At 41.6% G+C, this 22,684-nt stretch carries 24 protein-coding genes and 1 pseudogene; 11 read left to right on the top strand and 14 right to left on the bottom strand.

Going from position 1 to position 22,684, the window contains the following annotated elements; translation table 11 throughout:
- Positions 1–120 precede the first annotated feature (120 nt).
- Positions 121–402 (top strand): annotated as a pseudogene (locus tag WA1_RS61705) (ISH3 family transposase); the annotation flags it as partial.
- A gap of 56 nt (positions 403–458) precedes the next feature.
- On the opposite strand, the gene WA1_RS17800 reads toward WA1_RS61705, so the two are convergent.
- The 3 genes from WA1_RS17800 to WA1_RS17790 all read right to left on the bottom strand — a co-directional run bounded on the left by WA1_RS17800 (position 459) and on the right by WA1_RS17790 (position 2,996).
- On the bottom strand, positions 459–806 hold the full coding sequence (locus WA1_RS17800; RefSeq protein WP_017746291.1) for a type II toxin-antitoxin system RelE/ParE family toxin: 348 nt from the start codon (positions 804–806) through the stop codon (positions 459–461).
- Positions 775–1,068, bottom strand: coding sequence for a ribbon-helix-helix domain-containing protein (locus WA1_RS17795; RefSeq protein ID WP_017746290.1), 294 nt, complete (start codon positions 1,066–1,068; stop codon positions 775–777). The genes WA1_RS17800 and WA1_RS17795 overlap by 32 nt, the downstream gene beginning before the upstream one ends.
- Before the next feature lie 203 nt (positions 1,069–1,271).
- Positions 1,272–2,996, bottom strand: a complete 1,725-nt coding sequence (locus WA1_RS17790) for a tetratricopeptide repeat protein (protein WP_017746289.1) — start codon at positions 2,994–2,996, stop codon at positions 1,272–1,274.
- Positions 2,997–3,531: 535 nt separating this feature from the next.
- On the opposite strand from WA1_RS17790, the gene WA1_RS17785 reads away from it, so the two are divergent.
- From WA1_RS17785 to WA1_RS17770, 4 genes are all read left to right on the top strand, one after another.
- Positions 3,532–4,200: a dienelactone hydrolase family protein gene (locus WA1_RS17785; protein ID WP_017746288.1), complete on the top strand. Its 669-nt coding sequence runs from the start codon at positions 3,532–3,534 to the stop codon at positions 4,198–4,200.
- A gap of 89 nt (positions 4,201–4,289) precedes the next feature.
- Positions 4,290–5,201, top strand: a complete 912-nt coding sequence (locus WA1_RS17780) for a sterol desaturase family protein (RefSeq protein WP_033336041.1) — start codon at positions 4,290–4,292, stop codon at positions 5,199–5,201.
- A gap of 94 nt (positions 5,202–5,295) precedes the next feature.
- Positions 5,296–5,991: a ComF family protein gene (locus WA1_RS17775; protein ID WP_017746286.1), complete on the top strand. Its 696-nt coding sequence runs from the start codon at positions 5,296–5,298 to the stop codon at positions 5,989–5,991.
- 77 nt (positions 5,992–6,068) lie between these two features.
- On the top strand, positions 6,069–6,539 hold the full coding sequence (locus tag WA1_RS17770) for a PPC domain-containing protein (RefSeq protein WP_017746285.1): 471 nt from the start codon (positions 6,069–6,071) through the stop codon (positions 6,537–6,539).
- Positions 6,540–6,619: 80 nt separating this feature from the next.
- Here WA1_RS17770 and cobS read toward each other — a convergent pair whose 3' ends face one another.
- Positions 6,620–7,396: an adenosylcobinamide-GDP ribazoletransferase gene (gene cobS / locus WA1_RS17765; protein WP_026134977.1), complete on the bottom strand. Its 777-nt coding sequence runs from the start codon at positions 7,394–7,396 to the stop codon at positions 6,620–6,622.
- Positions 7,397–7,818: 422 nt separating this feature from the next.
- Here cobS and WA1_RS17760 point away from each other — a divergent pair, with 422 nt between their 5' ends.
- The 5 genes from WA1_RS17760 (at position 7,819) to psbM (ending at position 10,459) form a co-directional block, all read left to right on the top strand.
- Positions 7,819–8,271, top strand: a complete 453-nt coding sequence (locus tag WA1_RS17760; RefSeq protein WP_017746283.1) for a hypothetical protein — start codon at positions 7,819–7,821, stop codon at positions 8,269–8,271.
- Between the two features lie 91 nt (positions 8,272–8,362).
- Positions 8,363–9,484 carry a tRNA guanosine(34) transglycosylase Tgt gene (gene tgt / locus WA1_RS17755; protein ID WP_017746282.1) on the top strand — a complete coding sequence of 374 codons (1,122 nt, stop codon included), beginning with the start codon at positions 8,363–8,365 and terminating at the stop codon, positions 9,482–9,484.
- Between the two features lie 115 nt (positions 9,485–9,599).
- Entirely contained in the window at positions 9,600–9,737 is a 138-nt protein-coding gene (locus tag WA1_RS17750; protein WP_017746281.1) for a photosystem II reaction center protein K, read from the top strand.
- Positions 9,738–9,901: 164 nt separating this feature from the next.
- Positions 9,902–10,198: a 2Fe-2S iron-sulfur cluster-binding protein gene (locus tag WA1_RS17745; RefSeq protein ID WP_017746280.1), complete on the top strand. Its 297-nt coding sequence runs from the start codon at positions 9,902–9,904 to the stop codon at positions 10,196–10,198.
- A gap of 147 nt (positions 10,199–10,345) precedes the next feature.
- Positions 10,346–10,459: a photosystem II reaction center protein PsbM gene (gene psbM, locus WA1_RS17740; RefSeq protein ID WP_017746279.1), complete on the top strand. Its 114-nt coding sequence runs from the start codon at positions 10,346–10,348 to the stop codon at positions 10,457–10,459.
- A gap of 186 nt (positions 10,460–10,645) precedes the next feature.
- Here psbM and WA1_RS17735 read toward each other — a convergent pair whose 3' ends face one another.
- The 5 genes from WA1_RS17735 to WA1_RS17715 all read right to left on the bottom strand — a co-directional run bounded on the left by WA1_RS17735 (position 10,646) and on the right by WA1_RS17715 (position 16,271).
- Positions 10,646–11,497, bottom strand: coding sequence for a universal stress protein (locus tag WA1_RS17735; protein ID WP_017746278.1), 852 nt, complete (start codon positions 11,495–11,497; stop codon positions 10,646–10,648).
- A gap of 437 nt (positions 11,498–11,934) precedes the next feature.
- Positions 11,935–14,040: a M3 family metallopeptidase gene (locus WA1_RS17730; protein WP_066612912.1), complete on the bottom strand. Its 2,106-nt coding sequence runs from the start codon at positions 14,038–14,040 to the stop codon at positions 11,935–11,937.
- 240 nt (positions 14,041–14,280) lie between these two features.
- A complete protein-coding gene (locus tag WA1_RS17725) occupies positions 14,281–14,655 on the bottom strand; it encodes a VOC family protein (RefSeq protein ID WP_017746276.1) in 375 nt (124 codons plus the stop codon).
- Positions 14,652–15,479: a formate dehydrogenase accessory sulfurtransferase FdhD gene (gene fdhD, locus WA1_RS17720; RefSeq protein WP_017746275.1), complete on the bottom strand. Its 828-nt coding sequence runs from the start codon at positions 15,477–15,479 to the stop codon at positions 14,652–14,654. Before fdhD ends, WA1_RS17725 begins: the two co-directional genes overlap by 4 nt.
- Before the next feature lie 3 nt (positions 15,480–15,482).
- Entirely contained in the window at positions 15,483–16,271 is a 789-nt protein-coding gene (locus WA1_RS17715) for an ADP-ribosylglycohydrolase family protein (RefSeq protein WP_017746274.1), read from the bottom strand.
- Between the two features lie 537 nt (positions 16,272–16,808).
- Between WA1_RS17715 and WA1_RS17710 the strand changes: the two genes are divergently transcribed.
- Positions 16,809–17,675, top strand: coding sequence for a TOMM precursor leader peptide-binding protein (locus WA1_RS17710; protein WP_158516647.1), 867 nt, complete (start codon positions 16,809–16,811; stop codon positions 17,673–17,675).
- 185 nt (positions 17,676–17,860) lie between these two features.
- On the opposite strand, the gene WA1_RS17705 is transcribed toward WA1_RS17710, so the two are convergent.
- The 5 genes from WA1_RS17705 to WA1_RS17690 form a co-directional block, all read right to left on the bottom strand.
- Positions 17,861–18,199: a DUF5615 family PIN-like protein gene (locus tag WA1_RS17705; RefSeq protein WP_017746272.1), complete on the bottom strand. Its 339-nt coding sequence runs from the start codon at positions 18,197–18,199 to the stop codon at positions 17,861–17,863.
- A gap of 3 nt (positions 18,200–18,202) precedes the next feature.
- The gene (locus tag WA1_RS17700) at positions 18,203–18,544 is read right to left on the bottom strand and encodes a DUF433 domain-containing protein (RefSeq protein WP_017746271.1); all 342 of its coding nucleotides are present in this window, start codon (positions 18,542–18,544) and stop codon (positions 18,203–18,205) included.
- A 272-nt stretch (positions 18,545–18,816) separates the two neighbouring features.
- Positions 18,817–21,435: an ATP-dependent chaperone ClpB gene (gene clpB, locus WA1_RS17695; RefSeq protein ID WP_017746269.1), complete on the bottom strand. Its 2,619-nt coding sequence runs from the start codon at positions 21,433–21,435 to the stop codon at positions 18,817–18,819.
- Positions 21,436–21,809: 374 nt separating this feature from the next.
- A complete protein-coding gene (locus WA1_RS52855) occupies positions 21,810–22,040 on the bottom strand; it encodes an extracellular solute-binding protein (RefSeq protein WP_272819435.1) in 231 nt (76 codons plus the stop codon).
- A gap of 76 nt (positions 22,041–22,116) precedes the next feature.
- Complete coding sequence (locus WA1_RS17690; protein ID WP_017746267.1) at positions 22,117–22,656, bottom strand: DOMON-like domain-containing protein; 540 nt, start codon at positions 22,654–22,656, stop codon at positions 22,117–22,119.
- Between the last annotated feature and the right edge of the window lie 28 nt (positions 22,657–22,684).

Genomic DNA, 22,684 nt, shown 5'->3' with positions numbered 1-22,684 from the left:
GAAATATGACAATTAAAGTTAAATAATGTTTCATTTTGGTAGAGAACATGAAGTCGCTTTCCTATATCAACAGGGAAAGTTGGCAGATTTTTCTCGCACAACATACGCTGATTTCAATCAAATTATCGAAAAAGATTTGGTATTGAAAGTAGTTATAGACTTAAAAATATTTGTCGAATTATAACGAATAATAAAAATCCTGTTTTAAGATTGCTATTTCTTGGTATATCTTTTCTTCTTGTTAATATTTGGGTGAATATTCTCTGGCTTAAAATTAGCCAGAAAAGACGAGGTTGTCGATTAATTTATCGTAAGGTTTTTGGACTTAAACAAATGTTGGCATTTTTACGTCAGGCTGTTGAGCGTAAATATCAAGTTGTTCAAGGTATTTATCTTCCTTGAAATCAAAGAGAATCTGTTTGGTTTCTGCATCAAGTTTGGGCTGTGCATTGTTCATACTACTCTTCCATCTCAGTTTCCGCCTCATCTTCAAGATGGCGATCAACATCCATACTGTCATGCAAGATTCTGACTACCAGCACTCTGTCCTCAAGCAATCGGTAATACACGAAATGCCGTCCTTTACCATCGACATGACGGCGGTAATAATCCGCGATGGCATCTTCTTTCTTGCTTCTGGGCAGAGGATTGGCAGCGATGCTATCCAGGCAACGCTCAATCAGCTTTTTGTACCTGCTACGCTGCTGAGCGCCCCATCGCTGGGTTGTATATTTTAATATATCTTTGATATCAGAACGGGCTTGCGGGCGAAGTTCAAGCAGTAGTTTTGGATTCTGGCCAGACATTTGGATCGATCTCCATATTTCCTGCCGCTAATTCCGCCAGGGTTTCCTGTTCTATCTGGTCGAGCAACTCGGAGGAGTAAGGAATGGGGTAACCACTCTGCTCACCTTTTTCCAGTTCTGCTCGTAACTGCTCGGATTTGAGTTTGTTGCTTTCATCAATTAAAAGTAACGCTTCATGGATAACGTCATCTACACTGCTGTAACCAAGAGCGATTTGTCGGTGGACAATTGCTTCAAGTTCAGGGGTAAGGTCTATACGCATTGGCAAGCTTCAGGTGCTGATAGACTATCCTCTTTATTATACAAAAAAATCCTAGTCTTTACTAATTGAGATAGCAGAGCCTCCAATAAAGGCATTCCCAGGCGGAGCCACCGGATCGAGAGCGTCTGGGAATCAGAGAAAGAAAAAAGTGAGTCATTATTGAAATCCCCATAATTAAAATTAGGGGATTTCCCTGTTCCCTCTTAAGAATTATGTAAATTATCGGCACTGGGCAACGAAGAGCGTTGAACAATTGGTCTCGACCATACCTTTTTGTAGTCTTCAATTGCACCGCTGTAATCTTTCAGTTTAGACCGAGCATTACCTCGACTAATATAAGCCTTAGCATCATCAGGATTCATTTGCAAAAAGTTGGTGTAATCCTCAATTGCACCACTGTAATCTTGAAGCTTAGACCGAGCATTTGCCCGGTTAATATAAGCTTCTGCATCATTAGGATTGAGTGCTACAGAGAGATTGTAATCTTCAACTGCCCCTTTATAATCTTCCATCTCATAACGGCAATTTCCCCTATTAAAGTAGGCCTTAGCATCATTAGGTGCGCTCTTGATAAATTGGGTATAATCTTCAATAGCACCTTTGTAATCTTTAAGCTTAAAGCGAGAATTTGCTTGCTTGAGGTAAATATCGGGATCGTTAGCACTACTTTCTAAATACTGCGTGTAATCATCAACAGCCCCTTTGTAATCATCAATTTCAAAGCGAGTGTTACCCGGACTTATAGATTGTTGACCGAGTTCGGGGTTGATATCCAAAGGTTGGACGTAATCTTGAATTTCATATTGGGTATGCCTGGATGTCAGGTAAATTTCGTTATCGTTATAATTAGGCAATAAAGAATGAGGAGAGCTTGCAGTGATACTACTGGAATTATCAATCTGAGAAAGTTCAATTTGAGAAAAATTATTATCTGGGATAATATTAAGATCGGTTTCAAAATTGTTAGAATTACTCCCTAAAGATGGAGTATGATTGTAAGGCAGTAGTTGTTTACCTGTAGATTCAGAATTGATAGAGCCAAAATTCTCCATAGCAAAATTGTCAGGAGTGCTTTGCATAACATGGCTATAATCAGCAATTGCTCCTTGATAATCTCCTAACTCTAAACGCAGCAGTCCTCGATGATAATGAGCTTCACTATCATGGGGATGAAACTGCAAATACAAATCCAAGTCTGCGATCGCGCCTTTGTTATCTCCCAACTTTTGGCGGGCAAGACCTCGACCATAATATGCTTTAAAACCTCTAGGATTTAGACGCAAAAACTGGTTAAACTCAGCGATCGCCCCTTGATAGTCTCCTTTTTTTGCTTTTTCCTCTCCCCGTTGGTAAAATATTTCAATGAACTCCTGCTGCTGACGAAGTTGTGCGGCTGCGTGCTGTCGTTGAGTGAGAGTCCGTGACAAAGAGATCGCATTCCGCCGTAACTCTAATTGTGCTACAACTTGATGGCTCAACAATCGCAGTGCTTCCACCTGTTCGAGAGTTAAATCCCGTGGTACGAAGTCTATAACGCAAAGTGTTCCAAGTCCAAATCCTTCCGACGTAATTAAAGGAGCACCAGCATAAAACCGAATGTTAGGGTCTGCGGTGACGAGGGGATTTTTCGCAAATCTAGCATCTAGCAACGCATTTCTAACAACTAGTGGTTGTTGTTGCAAAATTGAGTAGGCACAGAAGGCTACATCTCGTTCCGTTTCAGATATTGTTACACCTATCTTGGATTTGAACCACTGCCGATTTCCATCCAATAAGCTGATCAAAGCTATTGGAGTACGACAAACTTGTGCAGCCAAGAAGGTGAAATCATCAAATCCTTTCTCCGAAGGGGTATCAAGGATTTGATACTGACGCAGTGCATACAGTCTAGCGATTTCGTTACTGGGTAGAGGCGGTTTTGGGTTCATCTTGAGTAAATTGCTAGTAGCTAGTTTGATAGATTACATGCTTATTTTAGGACACAGTTTGCTTTTCACTAATTTCAGTGCTCAGCAATATAAATATTCACAGCTTTGAACACCATTTCCGGGCAATTCTACGGTGAAGGTCGTCGGTTTTTTTACTTTCTCCACAGATTGTGCATCCCTTCCGAAACTATATTAAACTCATCATTAGGTTTGTAGAAAAAACGTGTCATGTTCTTACGACTGCGATCGCCTCTGGTTTGACAGCAGCTTTATTGAAAACTTTGTTTATCCTTCCTTGGGAAATTAAAAATAGGGAGTAGGGAGTAGGGAGTGGGGAATGGGGGAAGAGAAATTTTTATATCTGCTGGTGTACGCAGTTTATAACGGCTACTTAAGCGATCGCTGTTAATAATTATTGATACAAATAGAAAAATCTGTTAAAAGATGCTCCATACTGAAGATGGATGAAACTTGGTCAAGGCTCGTGAAAGCATAAATTTAAGAGCAATTTTGAAAAACTTTTAGTAAAAGGTTTATGGATAGAACATTAGAATCGCAGGTTGAAGAACGTTCAATTCAAGTTGCATCAGGTCTAATTAACCTAGAAGGTGATTTGAGGATACCTGAAAATGCTCGTGGAGTTGTACTATTTGCTCATGGCAGTGGTAGTAGTAGGCACAGTTCTAGCAATCGCTCTGTTGCCGAAGAATTAAATAAAGCAGGGTTTGCTACCCTACTGATTGACCTGCTGACCCAACACGAAGAAGAAATAGACAATCAAACAGGACAATTGCGCTTTAATATTAACTTATTAGCTGAACGTCTCATTGAGATTACAGAATGGCTAGCCCAAAATCTAGAGATTTACAAAACGAAAGTTGGTTACTTTGGTGCTAGTACTGGTGCAGCAGCAGCTTTGGTTGCAGCTGCACAACGCCCGAAAGGGATTTGTGCTATTGTTTCCCGTGGTGGAAGACCTGACTTAGCAGAAGCATCGCTGTCAAATGTTCAAGCACCAACACTATTAATTGTAGGTGAAAGAGATACGCCAGTTATTCGCATGAATCAAGAAGCGTTGGAACAACTACAAGTAGAAAAGAAGTTAGCAATCGTTTCCGAAGCAACGCATCTTTTTGAAGAACCGGGAACACTAGAGGTGGTTGCACGGTTATCGAGTGAGTGGTTTGAGCAATATTTAGATTAACTCGGTAACAAGCACAATCAAAAGAAGGAAATTTACTCCGGTGGTGTGATGACAAATCAAAATTCTTAATCTAAGACTGGTTGACAAAAATGTTAACATTACTAAGTTATGTTTATGCGATCGTCACAGCAGTCTTCGTTATCCTGTTTCTGCTGGAAAGAATGTTTCCCCTGCGGTTGCAGAAGCATTCACTGATAAAGAGGCTGTTTATCAACTCCTGTGTTATTGCTTTGGCTTTTGCCGCAAATGCGACTGTTGTCCAACCTACCGCTAAATTTATGGTGCAGTGGACTCACCAGCAGTCCTTTGGATTAGTTCATCTTGTAGCACTACCTACAGCTATCAAAAGCGTCATCGCTTTTTTATTGATGGATTTAACTTACTACTATTGGCACAGAGCTAATCACAGATTTCTATTTCTGTGGCGCTTTCACAATGTACATCACATCGATCCGGATTTAGATATTTCTACAGGTTTTCGCTTTCATGTTGTAGAAATTGTTCTATCAGCCGGACTTCGCGTTTTTCAGATAGCCTTAACTGGTATTTCGCTGGGAACTTACGTTCTCTACGAATTAGTTTATCAAGCAAACACCCTGTTTCACCATAGCAATATTCGTCTTCCTATTTGGACTGAACGGTGGTTAAATACGATTTTGGTAACGCCCCGCATGCACGGTATTCATCACTCCCAAGTTCAAGACGAAACCAATTCTAACTATTCTGTTATTTTTCCGTGGTGGGATAAACTGCATCAGACGCTGCGGCTGAACATTCCTCAGTCAGAGATTGAGATTGGGATTCCGGCTTATTCGTCTCCTGATGATAACAAGCTACAGCATATTTTGCTCGCACCCTTTCAAAAACAGCGCGACTATTGGCGCAAACCTGACAACAAACTCGTGGAAAGGAATCCCGCCATTTTGGGTGAAGGTTTAACTCAAATGGTAGATTTTAGCAACACATCAATTACACCAAATTTGTCGCTGAAAACAGAGTAGTACCAAAAGGCTACTACGTATATTTCAGAATTTACACACATGAAATAGGATGTTTATATTGTAATTGACCAGTCATAATTCCAAGATTTAAAATATGCAATTTTGGGGGAGAAATTTTCAAAGTTTATTACAGATTTTCCTGAAATCTAACTGTCCTCTATGTCAACGTTCTACTTCCCAAGAAGTTTGCCAAAACTGTACTCAGCAACTACAACGATCTTGTTTGCCCAATCCTGGTGTTTTTTGGAACCAACCCCTGCCAGTTTTCGCTTGGGGAAGTTATGGTGGTACTCTTAAATTAGCGATCGCTGCCATGAAATATAAAAACCATCCTGAAATTGCTCGCCCTTTAGGTCAATATTTGGGCAACACATGGCTATCAAGTAGCCCTGCATGGGATACAAAATGTATAGTTGTGCCAATTCCACTCCACCCCAAGAAGCAAAAAAAGCGAGGGTTCAACCAAGCTGCACTCATAGCCCAAAGCTTTTGCGAAACAACTGGATTACAATTAAAAGTAAACGGATTAGAGAGAGTAGAAGAGACTGAAGCACAGTATGGTTTATCTGTGTCTGAGAGAAAAAAGAACTTAGCTAAAGCTCTCCGCGTAGGACAAGATTTTCGCCGCACCTCAAAAGCGCCCGTGCTGTTGATTGATGACATTTACACCACTGGTGCTACTGCCAAATCTGCTACGCAAACATTCCATCAAGCTGGAATTGGTGTTTTAGGGATGGTAGCAACTGCTATTACCTTCAACCAAAACAACCCCAGTTACAATGCCAGATAAAAATCATACATGGGCAATTTCTCGCAAGGAAAACTATAATTAACCAAACGGCGCTGTTTTCATGGAAGAGTCTCCGGATGATAAGTAAGGCTTTTGCAGTGGGGTTGGGAAAACTCGCGATCGCGAGTGTCACAGTGGTGGTAATTGGTTTCAGTACAACAGCAGCTTTTGCTCAACCAGCAAATAAGTTGTATAGTCCGATTCCTTTACCTTTGAGTAATGAAATTTCCGATATGCTCTCTGATAAGGACATTCCTACAGGTCAAGGCGGATATGCTCGCGATTACATGGTGAAGTTGAGTAAGGGAGATAATCTAGCCATTGATTTAGTCTCTGAGAGCTTCGATGCTATCATTACACTGCTAGCACCTGATGGTACTACTGTAGCAGAAAATGATGACGGTCCTGATGGTAGCAGCAACTCTCTGCTTTTTACCCGAGTTTCAGAGGCAGGAAGTTACATCATTCGCGTTCGGTCATTCGGAGAAACTGGGATTGGAGCTTTTAAACTAAAGGTAACACGACTGCAACCTGTTAAAGGGAGTTAGTTGTTGACCAGTGACCAGTGACCAGTGACCAGTGACCAGTGAACAGTGACCAGTGACCACTAACCACTAACCACTAACCACTAACTACTAACAACTAACACACATAACAATAACGCTTCTGTCCACTCAACAACTGCACCGTAAGTGTCTCCTGTATGTCCGCCTAACTTACGGTTAAACCAAGCACCCGTAAGAATGGCGATCGCAATTCCTGCAATTGCCATTGCTAGAGCAAATAACAGACGCTGTTTATTCAGTAATATCTCTAATCCACTTAAACTCACGACTAAGAACAATCCTGGTAACAAATCTTTATAAGAACGAATAGCTTGTTTATGAAATGCCCCCTTCCCAGTTGGTTTCAGGTAAGGATACCGGACAATTGCCACTTGTTGACCCCAACGTCCCCACGCACAAACTGCCATTAAAGTCAACCAACGATTTTTCTCTAAATCTGTTAAAGCAGCTATTTTAAGAACCACCACAACAACAGCTGCCATTGCGCCAAATGCACCCGTTGCACTATCTGCCATCACCTCAAGTCGCCGCTTGGGATCTCCCACGGCCAAACCATCAGCTGTATCCATTGCTCCATCTAAGTGCAATCCCCCAGTCATAGCAATCCAAATACTGACGAGCAAAGCGCTACGAGTAAGTATTGGCACACCTAAATAATTCATTCCAATATCTAATATTCCCAAAATGCTCCCAATCATCAACCCTACCAAGGTCGCGTACTGCGCTACATACCGAAAGTCTAATCCTTCCAGATATGGCATGGGAATACTTGTATAGAAGACTATAGAAGCTGCCATATTTAACAGATGTTGTTTCCACCACTGATGCTTATAAGCCATTTAAAGGGTGAAGGATAAAGTTCATAGGTCGGATGGGTATTTCTACAAATTTTTCTAAGGAACCTGCATATTTTAGTAGCTTTTTAGCACCAAATATTAATCAGTTTATCTTTCATACTTTTTTAAAGCTTTAAATAAGATTTATCAGTGTCGGGAACTTATTGAAAAAATTTTGTTATGCTATTTTCAGTGCTGGTTTTTTATTTTGTATAAACCAACACTAGCTGAATTAGCTTTGGCAGTCTTAAAAGTTAGTGAGGACAGTTCTGTAGTACTGTCGCCTACAAATTAATTGATTGCAGCTTTTCAATTAATCGTCCTACAAATGAAGATATTTATTAAAATGTAGGGATTCAGCAAAGCTGTAACAATGACTGTATAGCTATGTTGAACTCATCCGGGCTCCAAAAATTGTTTAATTTATGAGTAACCATCTACCCGATACCAAGATACCAGCTCCGTGCATTATTGATACAGGCGTGGTTGTTAATAAACAAGATATGTGGCGATTACTTGCAGACTTAGGTCGCGTTCGCTACATCCACACTCATGAGGGAAAATTACAGAGCGAGGGGGAGGGAGATGTCATGGAGGTGTTTGCCAATCCGCAACGGTCTACCTTAGTAGCCAACCGTGCGCTTTATCTTAATGTTCATAGTTTTGATTACTTGGAATTAAAACTGTCTCCGGAAAAAGAAACCTATTTTGACCTTACCCAAGAAGGAATGTGTTTGCGACTGATTCCCCTTTCAACTCCTTTAGACGAGAGACAAGAACGTTGTTTTCACATCAGTGCTTTAGAAGCCATGATGGAGCAAGTTTTCTCGGCTCAGTGGGATGCAGAAATTGATGATGATAACTGTGATTTGTTTTAATTGGTCACTGGTCACTGGTCACTGGTCACTGGTCACTGGTTCCCGAATGCTACTATTAGCTATTAGCCATTAGCAATTAGCAAATTCTCTCTTGACTGCACAATTTTCTTTTCAACGTCTTGCTTACTGTAGCCAGACGAAGGCGCGGGTTGGAATTTTTTCTACCCCTCACGGTATAGTAGAAACTCCACGATTTATGCCTGTGGGGACTCTGGCAAATGTCAAAACTATGACTCCATCTCAACTAGAAGAAACTGGAGCGCAGATGGTTTTGTGCAATACTTATCATTTACACCTCCAACCTGGTGAGGCAATTGTAGCAGGAGGTGGAGGGCTGCATAAATTTATGGGCTGGAATGGTCCAATTCTGACAGATTCTGGTGGTTTCCAAGTTTTCAGTTTGAGCGAAATGCGGAAAATTAGTGAAGAAGGAGTAACTTTTCGCTCACCCCATGATGGTCAAATTATTAACTTAACTCCAGAACGTTCTATTGAAATTCAAAATACTTTGGGCGCGGATGTCATTATGGCATTCGATGAGTGTCCGCCTTATCCAGCGACGTACCAAGAGGTAGAAGCTTCCACACAAAGGACTTACCGTTGGCTGGAACGTTGTGTAACCGCCCATCAATGTCAAGACCAAGCCCTGTTTGGTATTGTACAGGGAGGTGTATATCTTGATTTGCGTTCTCAAGCAGCTTTGTCTCTGGCAGAGTTAGATTTACCTGGATACGCTATTGGTGGTGTCAGCGTGGGTGAACCACCAGAACTGATTTCTCATGTAGTCAAAGCAACTGCGCCTCTACTCCCACCAGAAAAACCCCGCTACTTAATGGGAGTGGGTACCTACCGAGAAATCGCAATTGCGATCGCATCCGGAGTTGATTTATTCGACTGCGTCATTCCCACTCGTTGGGCGAGACACGGTACAGCAATGGTACAAGGCGATCGTTGGAATTTAAAAAATGCAAAGTTTCGTGAAGATTTTACACCAATAGATGAAACTTGTCCTTGCTACACTTGTCGGAACTTTAGCCGTGCATACATCTCTCATTTAGTGAGAGCGCAAGAGATATTAGCGTACACCTTGTTAAGTATTCACAATATCACTGAGTTGATTCGCTTTACTCAAAAGATCCGAGAAGCAATACTAGACGATAGGTTTGCGATCGATTTTGCTTCATGGCTGGAAGAGGGAACCAGTGACCAGTGACCAGTGACCAGTGACCAGTGACCAGTGACCAATGACAAATGACAAATGACCACTAACACATGTTAAGATACTTCTCAATTCTGAAAGCTGTGTTGGATAGGTGGATTTAATAAATATGGAAGCAGCATTGTTGTTAGCAAAATTACCCGAAGCTTATCAAGTTCTCGATCCTCTGGTAGACGTTCTGCCAATCATCCCTTTGTTCTTCTTATTGCTGGCTTTTGTTTGGCAAGCCGCTATTGGTTTTAGGTAAATCCATTGACCTAAATATAGGCTCAATACTCCGCAAACCCGACGCTTTTCGGCAGTCGGGTTTTTCTTGACTCAATATTGGTCAACAAAGTTTATATTTATTAATAAATTGTAATAGATTAAGATAGTAGGTAATAAATTTAAAGCATAAAGTGGGTATCAGAAATGGGTAACATCACATTTGTGACAGAAAACAAAGAAGTCGTAGCAGCCAATGGCGCGAATCTACGAGAAAGAGCTTTGCAAAACAATGTTGACGTATACAAACTTTTTGGCAAAATGATGAATTGTGGAGGATACGGTCAATGTGGCTGCTGTGTGGTAGAGATTGTTGAAGGAATGGAAAATTTATCGCCCCGTACCGACGCAGAAAACAAATTATTGAAAAAAAAGCCAGAAAATTGCCGTCTTGCTTGTCAAACTCTGGTACATGGTGCAGTCAGTGTGGTAACAAAGCCTTAAAGGATGAAGTATAAAGTAAGCTACACGGAAGTAGAGTCGAACTGTTTTTCCTACTTTATTCTTGACCCTTTGTACTTCATGCTTCTTTCAACCATGGAATGGTATCCTAAAAGTGTTACCTAGATATCGAAGAGAGGCTGTCTTCCCATGCAAGTTAACGATCTAGGGTTCGTAGCGAGCATTCTGTTCGTTCTCGTTCCCGCCGTCTTTTTAATAATTCTTTACATTCAAACTGCTAGCCGCGAAGGTAAAAAAGATTAGAAAGCAGTTCAAAATTCAAGATTCAAAATTCAACATTAAGAGAAACGTAGCTAGCCAGCTGCCTAGTTGTTTGCTATATGTAAATTACAGGCGTGACAGCTTGATACCTTTTTTGGACATCAAATAAAGCCCCTACATTTGTAGTGTAGGGGTTTTATTTATCAACCACCGATTGTTCAGCTTTACTTAAGCTACTGTTCGTGCTAGCAAAACTGGACAGTTTGCATTAACTCGAACGTAATCAGACAAAGATGCACCCAAAAGCCTGTCTATATCTACTAAACTCTTAGCAATAGTAGGACGGCGATCCGGAGAACCAAGAAGTAGTAAATCTACTTTCCATTCATCTGCCAAACGACAAATTTCTTCACCTGGTTTACCACTACTTATTACACAACGAACGGGTATACCATATTTTTTAGCTTCTGCTGCTGCAGCGGCTAAAACGGAATTGTGTTCTGAACTAATTTCATATGTTTCAGATGGTTTGCCACGCAAATCTGTATTAATATTAGCTAGAATCAACTCTCCCCCCTTAATATCTCGTAGGAGGAATACAGCTAAAGTCAAGCAACGCTTTGCTGCATCTGAGTTATCCATTGCCACCATAATGCGGTTAATTCTTTTGACATAAACGTCATCTTTAACTAACAACATGGGGCGAGAAGAGAGTTGGAAAACATACTGACTGACGGAGTTTGACAAAATAGATTGGAGGCGCTTAAGTCCTCGCGAACCCATGATAATCAAGTCAGCTTCAATTTCATCGGCGACCTGACAAACTACAGTTTTGGGATCGCCTTGACGTAAAATAGAGGAAACCCGACTGGGATCTAGGCTCAAATACTGAATAGCATTCGCTAAAATTTTGCCTCCTTCTTCCCATTTAGCTGTCATGTTTTCAGCAGAGGCTCGATCTGGCACAACGTGCAAAACGGTTACTTTTGCTCGTTGAATTGATGGCACATCCTTTAAGGTTTTGAGCATCTCTTCGGCGTGGCCTAATCCAGAGACAGCTAGCAAAATTTTTTCTATCATCTTAGATCTTCTTGGGGTTCAGGTTACCTAATTTACTGGCTGATGGTTAGTGGTTAGTGGTTATTGGTTGCTAGAACAATTAACGACTAACGAGTAACAACTAACAACTAACTATTCAGGTTATTAGTACCCAGTTCTTGAAAGGGTTAACTGGGTTTTTGATGATTTAAGCTTACTATTAATTCTGACCCATGAACTTAATGAATGGTTATTAAATTTATTAGTTGTAATCTATGTTTACTCTTTTTAATTAGAACAAAGTTAAGTAATACAAAGAATACTGGCAATAATAGATGAATTTTACTTCTAATTTTTTACAAAATTTAAAGAATTTTGCAGCACTCAAGTGCTGTTTGGATAAGTCATAAATTACAAGGACGGGCAGGGATGCCCGTCCCACAAGATTTAAGATGGGGTAATTGATTTTTTACAGTTTCTTAAGCTGCAACAGCCAGACCATTATGCTTGAGTAATGGTTCGGTACTGGGTTCGCGACCCCGGAAGGACTTAAATACCTCCATGGGATGCTGGCTACCACCAAGCGCCAACACTGTATTTCGATAACGCCTTCCTGTTGCTTTTATGGCTGGGTCATTATCAAGACCGGCTTCTTCAAATGCAGCAAAAGCGTCTGCACTAAGAACCTCAGCCCATTTATAGCTGTAATAACCTGCCGCATATCCTCCAGCAAATACGTGTCCAAAAGCACATAAGAAGGCATCCTCTGGTAGTGGAGGTAGAACGGTTGTGGTTTTAGCTAAACGCGATCGCACATCCTTAGGAGTTTCCGTACCACCCGGACGATAGCGGTGATGCAGTTCTATGTCAACCAGACTGATATGGATTTGTCGTAACATACCAGTACCAGTCATGTAATTTTTTGCTGCTAACAGCTTTTGGTAATAATGTTCTGGCAGAAGTTCACTTGTCTCATAGTGCTTTGCCATACCAAACAAAGTTGGTTTGTCGTAACACCAGTTTTCCATAAACTGGCTGGGTAATTCCACTGCATCCCACTCAACATTGTTGATACCTGCAGCTGCAGGATAATCCACCTTCGTTAGCATCAGATGCAAACCATGACCAAACTCGTGGAAGAGAGTTTCAACTTCCTCAAAAGTCATTAAGCTGGGCTTACCATCCACAGGGGGAGTTTGGTTGCAAACCAAATAAGCCACGGGTAAACGAATGGTTGTGACTCCATTTTCCAAGATTTTGCCACGGTTAATACAAACATCCATCCAAGCACCGCCACGTTTTTCTGCAGGACGGCTGTAAGGATCTAAGTAAAAGTAAGCAATAGGATGACCTGCTTCATCAGCAATTTGGAAGTATCGTACATCTTCATGCCAAACGGGGGCTTGACCATCTGCAGGGGTAACAGTGACACCAAATAATCGGTTCACCAATCCAAATAAGCCATCGAGAACTTGAGGTAAGGGGAAGTAGGGGCGTAACTCTTCAGCAGTGAAGGCAAATTTTTCTTCTCGCTGACGTTCAGCCCAAAAAGGAATGTCCCATTGCCACAAATCCTCTGCTTCTGGTGCTCCTTTGGATGCAGCAAAAGCTTTGAGTTCATCCAATTCTTTAAAAGCAGCATCATAACTGCGGGAACGCAATTCTTCCAACAGGGACTCCACTGCTTTGACATTAGGAGCCATTTTACTCGCTAGGCTTAATTCAGCGTATGTCTCATAACCCAGTAACTCTGCTAGCTCTTGACGCAATTCCAAAATGCGTTCAATAAGCGGGTTATTATCCAACTCTCCTGACGAAGCACGGGCAATAAAAGCTTTATAAAGCTTTTCCCTTAAGTCTCGTCGGATACTGTGTTGCATAACAGGAATGTAACTCGGACTATCCAAAGTAATACGCCAAGGGCCATTTTCCGTTGTAGCGTTTTCTGCTCTTGCAGATCGTGCAGCTTGTGCGGCTAAGCTCAGTAAACTGGGGGGTAACCCCTCAATTTCTTCTTGAGTTGTTAAAGTTAAGCTAAAAGCTTTAGTTGCATCTAGTAGATGGTTAGAAAATTTGGTAGATATTTCTGCCAACTCCATCTGAATAGCGTTAAAACGCTCTCTATCTTCTCCTTGCAAGCCAACACCTGCAAGTTCTGCATCTCGAATGGCAGATTCTACAATGCGCTGTTGGGCTGCATCTAAAGTTGCCCAAGTATCACTGGCGCGGAATGCTTTGAAAGCGGTGTAAATTGGTTGGCTTTGGCTGAGCTTGTTAGAGAACTGTATCACCTGTGGCTGTACAGTTTCAAACGCTTCGCGCAATTTGGGGCTATCTTTTACACCCATAAGATGATTGACAATACCCCAACTCCAGTACAAGCGTTCTGTGAGATTTTCTAGAGGTTGTACTAAACCACTCCATGTAGGTTCAACACCAGCTTCTAATGTAACGAGTTCTTGGTCTAGTTCTGCTAAAAGTTGGTTAAATGCTGGTACAACCTGCTCTGGTTGTATTTGTGCAAAAGGAGGTAAGCCAGAACCTTTTAGTAAGGGGTTATTGGAAATAATAACTGCTTCACTCATGATTGTGTAAGAGTACCCGGTAAATAAAACCAAAAAGCGACTTTTCTTTCTTTTATCTTCTAATGTAGCGATTGAAGAATACTATTGCGGGTTTCTTGCAATTAGAAGTGATAAAAACCATACCTCTTGGAACTGCAAGTGCTTTTATGACCTAAGCGTGGCTCCGAGCAAAGTTTTCTGCGATCGCTTGTCCCAACGATCGCAACAGTGGCCGATGAGGACTGAACTAGTACAAAATTATTAACTAGATTGGTGCAGAATTAACCGATTGTTATCAGGGTCATAAGCGTATATTTCACTACCATGAGAAGCTGTTTTTATCTCTCCTGTTGGAGGATAGCCTAATGCAGTCAAGTGTGCGATCGCCTTTTCTAAATTTTGCACCTCCAAACACAAGCTCATCTTACTTTTCTCGGAGTTTTCAAATTCAGAGGACTGCGTATTTTTTAGTTTAAAAATACCTAATTTCAATCCCTGAAGGTGAAATTCAGCATAAACATTTGGAATCATACTTGTTGGGTCTATACCTAGAAATTGGGTATAAAACTTAACAACAGCTTCAAGATGAACAGTTGCCAGAGTAACAAATGCGTCAGTAAATTGAATAGCCCTCATCCTATCCTTTCCAACCCAGTATATACATTGAACTTTTCGCCTCGCAAAAATCCGATTAAAGCGATTCCAAATTCCTTTGCTATTGACACAGCTAAGCTGCTAGGAGCAGAAACAGAACAGACAATAGGAACTCCAGCAGCTGTGGACTTTTGTAAAATTTCAAAACTAGAGCGTCCGCTTACCATGACAATACGATCGTTTAAAGGCAATTGCCCATTCAGTAAGGCTGAACCTATTAACTTATCTAATGCATTGTGGCGTCCAACATCTTCATGTATGGTTAGCAGTTGTCCTTGAGTATCGAACAAAGCAGCTGCATGCAAACCGCCTGTTGCATCAAATACGCTTTGGGCTGCTCTCAGTTTATTTGGTAATGTGTAAATAATGTCAGGTGTAACCGTTAGTCCTGCGGGAATAGGTGGGTAATTTCGCAAGCGCAAGGCTTCAAGACTAGCCTTACCACAAACTCCACAAGCACTGGTTGTATAAAAATGCCTTTGTAGGGGCTGTAGATCGGGATTCAGTCCTTCTCGAAGGGTAATGTTGACAATGTTGTAGCGTTGTTCTCCATCTACCAAGTTATCTAAGCAGTAACTTATGCGTTGGATATCTTCTCTACAGCTAATGACTCCCTCGCTGTAAAGAAATCCAGCAGCTAGTTCAAAATCTGCTCCAGGTGTTCGCATTGTTACCGCAACTGTTTGACGTGGAAATGCAAGGCGAATTTCCAAAGGTTCTTCGGTCGCAAGTTCATCGGACCGCGATCGCACTTTACCGTTTTCTATAAGCCAAACAGTGGCTTTAGTTTTGCTTCGAGTTGGCATTGTTTATAAACGGTACTGGGAAATAAACTGTTGGGTAACACTGCGTAAATGTTCATCCAGACGATTGAACGTCCATTCAGAGATTTCTTTTGGTACACCACCATAAAAAGCTTGGGCAATACCACCTGTAATGCAAGCAATGGTATCACTATCACCACCAATAGAGATAGCATTACGGATAGCATCCTCAAAATCAGTGGATTCTAAAAAGGCGATGATGGCTTGGGGAACAGAACCTTGACAAGAAACATCGAAGCGGTAGTTCGGTCTTATTTGGTCAAGACTTTGACCGAGATCGTATCCAAAATGAGTTTCTATATAAGACTTGATAGAGCTTTTATCATAACCCATCCGTGCTTGAAAGATGGCAGTCGCTGTTGCTTGAGCACCTTTAATCCCTTCCGGATGGTTGTGGGTTACCTCTGCACTATGCTGCGCTTCTTGTAAGACAGTATCTAGATCGTTAAAAGCAAATCCAATAGAACTCACTCGCATTGCCGAACCGTTACCCCAACTGTTGTATGGTTCTCTGCTGCTCGATCCCGCCCACACTTTAAAGGTTCCCCCATAACCAGCCAAGGGGTAACGACGGTAGTAAGACTTAAATTTATCGATGTATCTGCTACTGCCAACGGATGAGTCCCCATTCAAGATAGTATCAGCAACCGCAACTGTCAGTACCGTGTCATCCGTAAAACGGCACTCACTTTTAAATAGAGGAAAATCCTTCGTTTTTATATTACTAGCTTCATAAACTGAACCAATCATATCACCTGCGATCGCACCTAGCATTTTACTCATTCCATAACCTTTCAACCTCTATCTAAGGATAGATTGTTTAGAGCTAAATCTATCCTTAGATAGAAGTTAAAAGAATTCCCAAACACTACACGCAAGGAAAAAACACCTAGCGATTAAAAATCGCGGCTATACAAACAAAGTCCACCTACGTGGACTTAATATGAAGTCCTTGCCTTGCGGACTTGGCTTGTATAGCAAGAGAATACTATTCTTGCAGGCTTGTGCCAAATTAAGATGCTCCCCAACAAGCAGAATTTGAATTAGCAATTGTCAATCATTTAGAAGCTATCGAACTTTTGAATAAAATAGGAGCCAAATGCGATTTAGCGATCGCTTACTTTCAATTAGGTTTAACCTATTCCAAAATAGAAAAACGACAAGAAAGTGGAATTTATTTTGAGCTTAAGCACATTTTTACAGAGAAATAGTATCCGTTGCTTAAAAAATTATTCTAGAAACTCTATTTTTGTAAAAAAACATATACAGTATTTAATGTTATATGTCCATTACCTAAATTTAGATAATATTATGTTTTATAAACCAATGTTTAAACCTCATTACCACGTTAGAGTGGTAGAACCCGATCTTGTGTACCTACTTAGCGAGCAAGGACAATGCGCTCTTGGTGGTCGTTTATACGTCCTTCTCGCTCCGTTTTTAAATGGTCGTTATACTGTCCACGAGATAGTTCAGCACTTAAACGAAGAAGTTTCCCTGTTTGAAGTTCAGAATGCCTTAGTTCGTTTGAACACCGAAGGCTATCTTTCCGAAACTTCCGTGACTCTCCCGCCACAAGTTGCGGCGTTCTGGAATGCTTTGGGTGTAGAATCTGAAACTGCTCTTCGCAAACTGCAAGATAGTAGGGTTTCGGTAATCAGCTTTGGGAGCTTGGGAGTTGAGAGATTTATCCTGGCGTTGGAATCACTTTCCATTGGAGTAGGAGAGGGTGGAGAGTTTACAGTTGTTCTGACTGATAACTACTTGCAATTGGGTTTAGACGAATTTAATCGAGAAGCAGAAGAAACAAGAAAACCTTGGCTGCTTGCTAAGCCCGTTGGTACGGAGATTTGGTTGGGACCTCTGTTTGTTCCGGGGCAAACTGGTTGTTGGGAATGTCTTGCTCAAGCTTTGCGAAATAAGCGCGAAGCTGAAACTATACTCAGGCAAGGAATGTCACCATCATTACTCTCTTCTTTTGCAGTTCTTCCAGTTAGCTTTCAGCTAGGATTGAATTTGATCGCGATGGAAACAGCGAAATGGATTATTTGGGGAGAGCATCAACAGTTAGCAGGCAAGCTAATTGCTTTCAATTTGGCATCTCTATCTATGCAACATCAACTTCTAGATAAAATTTTGGAATGTTCGGTCTGTGGAGAGGGAAATCATACTTTGTAAAGACTAGCATGGCTAGTCTCTACGTTGTTTTTCAATCCTATCTAACTCGTAAACAACTCTACCGGAACCCGCAAAAGATATTGTTCTTGGTTATCAAGCACCTTATCTAAGGCATTATACAGATTTTGCTGTAAGTTAGTTGGAAATTTCTTGAACTTAGCATAAACGTGAAATAAGGAGCGTAACTATGTAGGACGCACGACGCGAATCAATTTGCCTTGTAAACATTCTTCTGCTATAATTGCATTGTGAATTCGATTAGCCAACGCTTCCCAATCACGGTCGTTTGTACATGCGATAATTCCAGCATGATTTGGCTGTACGCGGTGCAACCGAAAGAAATCTTTACGGTTTTCTGTAATAACGGCACGTTTGTCACTGGTTGCGAAAGTTAAAATCTCTGAGTCAGGAATTCGCTGATTTGCTTTGCCTGCTTCTTGAACGGTCAAAACATCGTGTCCTAAAGCCCGTAGAAATTCAACAACTGGTAATGGGTATTGTTCGTCAGCATAAAGACGCGCCATGCGCTACAGAACCTCATTCATTACTTCATCATTTTCTCGAATATCTGTCTCAATTTCGTCTGGGAAGGCTTTAGCATATGCCCAAGCATTTGCAAGATCGCTAGCAGAAACTGATGAATAGCTTATAAGTAAGTCAGCTTCACTGTATCCAATACGACTAGCTTCAACAAGTCCCCAAACAGCGATCCGAGTTCCAGCAATGCAGGCTCTACCACCGCAAACACCCGGTGTTTTTTCTATACCGCGCCCTAGAGTAATTTTGCCTTGGGATAAGAGTTGAATGACTTGAGCTTTTTCTTGGTCAGAAAGTGCCAGCAGTTGAGGCTCTAATTCTTTCAGCGTCATGTCAAGCTAAAAATAGAATTATTTATGACTATAATCTCTATTATAAAATATAATTACAAAAATTTATCTAATTTTTTAAATCATTTTTACCATTTTGGAAAAAAATAGTGACAAAAATGGCAAAAACAGAAACCCAAAATCAAGACTGCATTTGCAAGACTTTAGCGTTGATTTCAGACATAATGCCACTCCAAATGCTTTGTTATACACAAAGACGCAAAGACGCTTCAACACTTAGCGCCTTTGCGTCTTTGCGTGAGATTATTAATTAACTAACTCGTAAACAACTCTACCGGAACCCGCTTAAAGGATAGACGTTCATTCTCGATATCCACAAAGACGGTATCGCCATCATTAAACTCACCACGCAAGATAGTCTTGGCAATCTGAGTTTCTAACTCCCGTTGAATGGCTCGCTTCAGGGGACGTGCTCCAAAAACCGGATCGTACCCCACATCAACTAAAAAGTCAAGAGCAGCTTCCGAGAGTCGGAGCGACATCTTGCGATCGCCCAATCTATGACGCAATCTATCCACTTGCAACTGCACGATTCGACGCAATTGTTCCTTCTGCAATGCATGGAAGAAAATAATTTCATCAATGCGGTTGAGGAACTCAGGACGGAAGCTATTTCGCATTGCTTCCATAACCCGGTGGCGCATTTCATCATAGCGCGAGTCATCACCTGCGACATCTAAGATGTACTGCGAACCGATGTTACTCGTCATGATAATGATACAGTTCTTAAAGTCTACCTTATGACCTTGAGCATCAGTCACGCGACCATCATCGAGAATTTGCAGGAAGATGTTAAAGACATCTGGATGAGCTTTTTCGATTTCGTCAAACAAAATCACTGCGTAAGGACGACGGCGAATTGCTTCGCTGAGTTGTCCGCCTTCTTCATAACCCACATATCCTGGAGGCGCACCGATCAGGCGAGAAACAGCGTGTTTCTCCATGTACTCGGACATATCAATCCTAACTAGCGCTTCTTCAGTATCAAACAAGTAAGCCGCAAGTGCTTTCGCTAGTTCGGTTTTACCAACACCTGTCGGACCGAGGAAAATAAAGCTAGCAATGGGACGATTGGGATCTGCAAGCCCAGCACGAGAACGTTGAATGGCATCTGCGACTGCTGTTACTGCTTCTTCTTGTCCTACAATACGGTGATGCAGTTCATCTTCTAAATGCAACAGCTTTTCTTTCTCAGATTCCACCAACTTGCTGATCGGAATTCCCGTCCACTTAGAAATCACTTCTGCAATGTCAGATTCGGTGACTTCCTCGCGCAACAGAGATTTTCCAGTGCGTTGTGCGTGAGCCAGTTCCGTTTCTGCTGCTTCCAAATCGCGATGCAAACTAGTCAGTTTACCGTATTTTAACTCAGCAGCACGGTTGAGGTCGTAATTGCGTTCTGCTTGTTGAATTTCCAGGTTGACGCGATCGATCTCCTCTTTCACAGACTGAATTTTTGCAATCACATCTTTTTCCGATTGCCATTGAGTCTTCAACTCTCTTTGTTCTTCTTTAAAATCCGCAAGTTCTTTTTCCAATCTTTCCAAACGTTCCTTGGAAGCTGCATCACTTTCTTTTTGCAGTGATAGCTTTTCCATTTCTAATTGCAGAATCTTGCGGTCAATTTCGTCTAGTTCTTCAGGTTTGGAGGTAATCTCCATCTTTAGTCTGGCTGCGGCTTCGTCTACCAAATCAATGGCTTTATCTGGTAAAAAGCGATCGCTAATATAACGACTGGACAAGGTTGCTGCTGCGACTAAAGAACTATCGGAAATTTTCACCCCGTGGTGAACTTCATACCGTTCTTTCAAACCGCGCAAAATAGAAATCGTATCTTCCACGGTAGGCTGATCTACATAAACCTGTTGGAAGCGTCTTTCCAACGCAGCGTCTTTTTCAATATATTTACGGTATTCGTCCAAAGTTGTTGCACCAATACAGCGCAGTTCACCCCGCGCCAACATTGGCTTTAACAAGTTACCAGCATCCATCGCGCCTTGGCTTGCGCCAGCACCGACAACTGTGTGAATTTCATCAATAAATAGAACTATATTGCCGTTTGACTCGGTAACTTCTTTTAAAACTGCTTTGAGACGTTCTTCAAATTCACCTCGGAATTTTGCTCCCGCAATCAAAGCACCCATGTCTAAAGCAATGAGTTTGCGGTCTTTTAAGGACTGGGGAACATCACCAGCTATTATACGCTGTGCCAATCCTTCGGCGATCGCTGTTTTCCCAACACCCGGCTCCCCAATCAGGACAGGGTTGTTTTTGGTACGACGTGATAAAATTTGGATGGTGCGGCGAATTTCATCATCCCGTCCGATTACAGGGTCAAGTTTACCCTGACGGGCTGCTTCTGTAAGATCGCGCCCATATTTTTCCAGTGATTGGTATTTCCCTTCTGGATTTTGGTCGGTCACTTTCTGATTCCCACGAATTTGTTTAACAATATTTTTAACTTTTCCTTCGTCCAATCCAAATTCTTGGAATAACCCTTTACCAAAGCGGTCATCTTTAGCATAACCCAGTAATAGGTGCTCGATAGAGATATAATCGTCTTGGAACTCCTTACGATATCCATCGGCTCGGTCAAGAAGCGTATCCAAGCTGCGTCCCAAGTAAACTGAACTGCTGCTACCAGAGACTTTAGGCTGACGTTGAATGAATTGTTCGGTGCGATCGCGCAGTTTTTGCAAATTCACACTAGCTTTTGTGAAAACACCGTTGGCGAGTCCTTCCAAGTCCAACAGTGCTTTCATCAGGTGTTCGCTTTCTATCTGCTGTTGTTGATACTGTTTGGCAATATCTGGAGTATGCGCGATCGCTTCCCAAGCTTTTTCTGTAAATTGGTTTGGATTAGTTGGTTGCATAGGCTTTTTCCAGGAAAGAATGACTCTAGGCTTGCATTTAAACTTGCTCAGAGCGCAGATAGAACAAAAATATAGTTTGTTCTTATAGAATTATTGTAGGAAGAGGAGGGTTAGTCGCTAGATCGGACTTCACGTCCGAACATAGTCGTATTACCACCCATAACTTTAGCGAACTAGGAATTTAGGCGTTGCATAAAATGGGGATGAAGAATGAACCGCCAAGACGCCAAGAGCGCCAAGAATTAATTTTTTCAACTGACAGAGAAAATATAACCATCCCGCAAATATGCAACGCCGGAATTTACAGCAGGATGTTTGAAAAGTTTTGGGCGAATACAATTCGCTACTATACAAACCAAGTCCGCCTGCGCGGACTAACGGAAAATCAAGATATTAGTTCCCAAGGAGGCTCCTGGTGTACCTGGTCGTAAACCCAAATCTGTAGCAATTTTTTGAATTTCAGGCGATCGCAAATCAGCTATAAACTTTTCCGCCGCCGCCTTTTCATCTGCACTCACCCAAGGTGCTTTCGGCAAAATCGCCCGCATATTTGAAGTAAATGTGGCTTTGGGATAAACTGATTCATAGCGCTGTTGGCAGAGAATTTATGTTTCTGATAATATTTCTTAACCTGAACTTACGCACTGTACAAATTTCTTATCTTGTGCATAGACTAAAAAGCTAAAATTCAATTGTGAAACTGTCCCGACGGTGAAAGTCCGCTTCAGCTCCTTGGTGCGTCAATGCCCAGTAGGTGACAGAACCATCTTTATGTTTAATAACGGTAGAAATACCAACCCTCAGAGCTAAATCTGTTAAGATAATTAAATCCAAATCGACATTGAGGACAAGCGCCAAACCATCTGATAAATACTGAATGCTAAATGGCAGTGTTGTAAAGGCAGTTTCCTCCTGCATTCCGTGACGGTAAGCATCAAAGCGGTACACATTCCAATCCCCAGAAGGGGAGAGATTAAATTCCCAATAGCGATCGCTATTCTCAACCCCAAGAAAAAACTCAAAGCAGGTGTTTTGCCAAAGTTCGTGCTTGCGTGCTGGTTCGTCTGATGGGGCTGCAATCTCGATTTCTGTTAAATTGCCAAGAAGTGCATATTGAATAGTAAATTGATTTTCATATTGGGCCACATTGCCTTTGATTTTCAGTCCGCTTAGCGACTCACTGTAAGAAAAAGGTTGTAGGAAAAATGTTTGCTCTTGCATCTAAAAACCTCGTCGGAAAGTTGAAAAC

Origin of the sequence: Scytonema hofmannii PCC 7110 (genome assembly GCF_000346485.2) — a bacterium.
GTDB lineage: Bacteria > Cyanobacteriota > Cyanobacteriia > Cyanobacteriales > Nostocaceae > Scytonema > Scytonema hofmannii.
The sequence above is the reverse complement of the archived record's forward strand: the minus strand, read 5'-3'. Positions and strand labels throughout refer to the sequence as shown.

Bases quoted from the DNA above. Each gene is read 5' to 3' on its own strand.
- WA1_RS17800 (WP_017746291.1), bottom strand. From the start codon at position 806: ATGTCTGGCCAGAATCCAAAACTACTGCTTGAACTTCGCCCGCAAGCC.
- WA1_RS17795 (WP_017746290.1), bottom strand. From the start codon at position 1,068: ATGCGTATAGACCTTACCCCTGAACTTGAAGCAATTGTCCACCGACAA.
- WA1_RS17790 (WP_017746289.1), bottom strand. From the start codon at position 2,996: ATGAACCCAAAACCGCCTCTACCCAGTAACGAAATCGCTAGACTGTAT.
- WA1_RS17785 (WP_017746288.1), top strand. From the start codon at position 3,532: ATGGATAGAACATTAGAATCGCAGGTTGAAGAACGTTCAATTCAAGTT.
- WA1_RS17780 (WP_033336041.1), top strand. From the start codon at position 4,290: ATGTTAACATTACTAAGTTATGTTTATGCGATCGTCACAGCAGTCTTC.
- WA1_RS17775 (WP_017746286.1), top strand. From the start codon at position 5,296: ATGCAATTTTGGGGGAGAAATTTTCAAAGTTTATTACAGATTTTCCTG.
- WA1_RS17770 (WP_017746285.1), top strand. From the start codon at position 6,069: ATGATAAGTAAGGCTTTTGCAGTGGGGTTGGGAAAACTCGCGATCGCG.
- cobS (WP_026134977.1), bottom strand. From the start codon at position 7,396: ATGGCTTATAAGCATCAGTGGTGGAAACAACATCTGTTAAATATGGCA.
- WA1_RS17760 (WP_017746283.1), top strand. From the start codon at position 7,819: ATGAGTAACCATCTACCCGATACCAAGATACCAGCTCCGTGCATTATT.
- WA1_RS17750 (WP_017746281.1), top strand. From the start codon at position 9,600: ATGGAAGCAGCATTGTTGTTAGCAAAATTACCCGAAGCTTATCAAGTT.
- WA1_RS17745 (WP_017746280.1), top strand. From the start codon at position 9,902: ATGGGTAACATCACATTTGTGACAGAAAACAAAGAAGTCGTAGCAGCC.
- psbM (WP_017746279.1), top strand. From the start codon at position 10,346: ATGCAAGTTAACGATCTAGGGTTCGTAGCGAGCATTCTGTTCGTTCTC.
- WA1_RS17735 (WP_017746278.1), bottom strand. From the start codon at position 11,497: ATGATAGAAAAAATTTTGCTAGCTGTCTCTGGATTAGGCCACGCCGAA.
- WA1_RS17730 (WP_066612912.1), bottom strand. From the start codon at position 14,040: ATGAGTGAAGCAGTTATTATTTCCAATAACCCCTTACTAAAAGGTTCT.
- WA1_RS17725 (WP_017746276.1), bottom strand. From the start codon at position 14,655: ATGAGGGCTATTCAATTTACTGACGCATTTGTTACTCTGGCAACTGTT.
- fdhD (WP_017746275.1), bottom strand. From the start codon at position 15,479: ATGCCAACTCGAAGCAAAACTAAAGCCACTGTTTGGCTTATAGAAAAC.
- WA1_RS17715 (WP_017746274.1), bottom strand. From the start codon at position 16,271: ATGCTAGGTGCGATCGCAGGTGATATGATTGGTTCAGTTTATGAAGCT.
- WA1_RS17710 (WP_158516647.1), top strand. From the start codon at position 16,809: ATGTTTTATAAACCAATGTTTAAACCTCATTACCACGTTAGAGTGGTA.
- WA1_RS17705 (WP_017746272.1), bottom strand. From the start codon at position 18,199: ATGGCGCGTCTTTATGCTGACGAACAATACCCATTACCAGTTGTTGAA.
- WA1_RS17700 (WP_017746271.1), bottom strand. From the start codon at position 18,544: ATGACGCTGAAAGAATTAGAGCCTCAACTGCTGGCACTTTCTGACCAA.
- clpB (WP_017746269.1), bottom strand. From the start codon at position 21,435: ATGCAACCAACTAATCCAAACCAATTTACAGAAAAAGCTTGGGAAGCG.
- WA1_RS17690 (WP_017746267.1), bottom strand. From the start codon at position 22,656: ATGCAAGAGCAAACATTTTTCCTACAACCTTTTTCTTACAGTGAGTCG.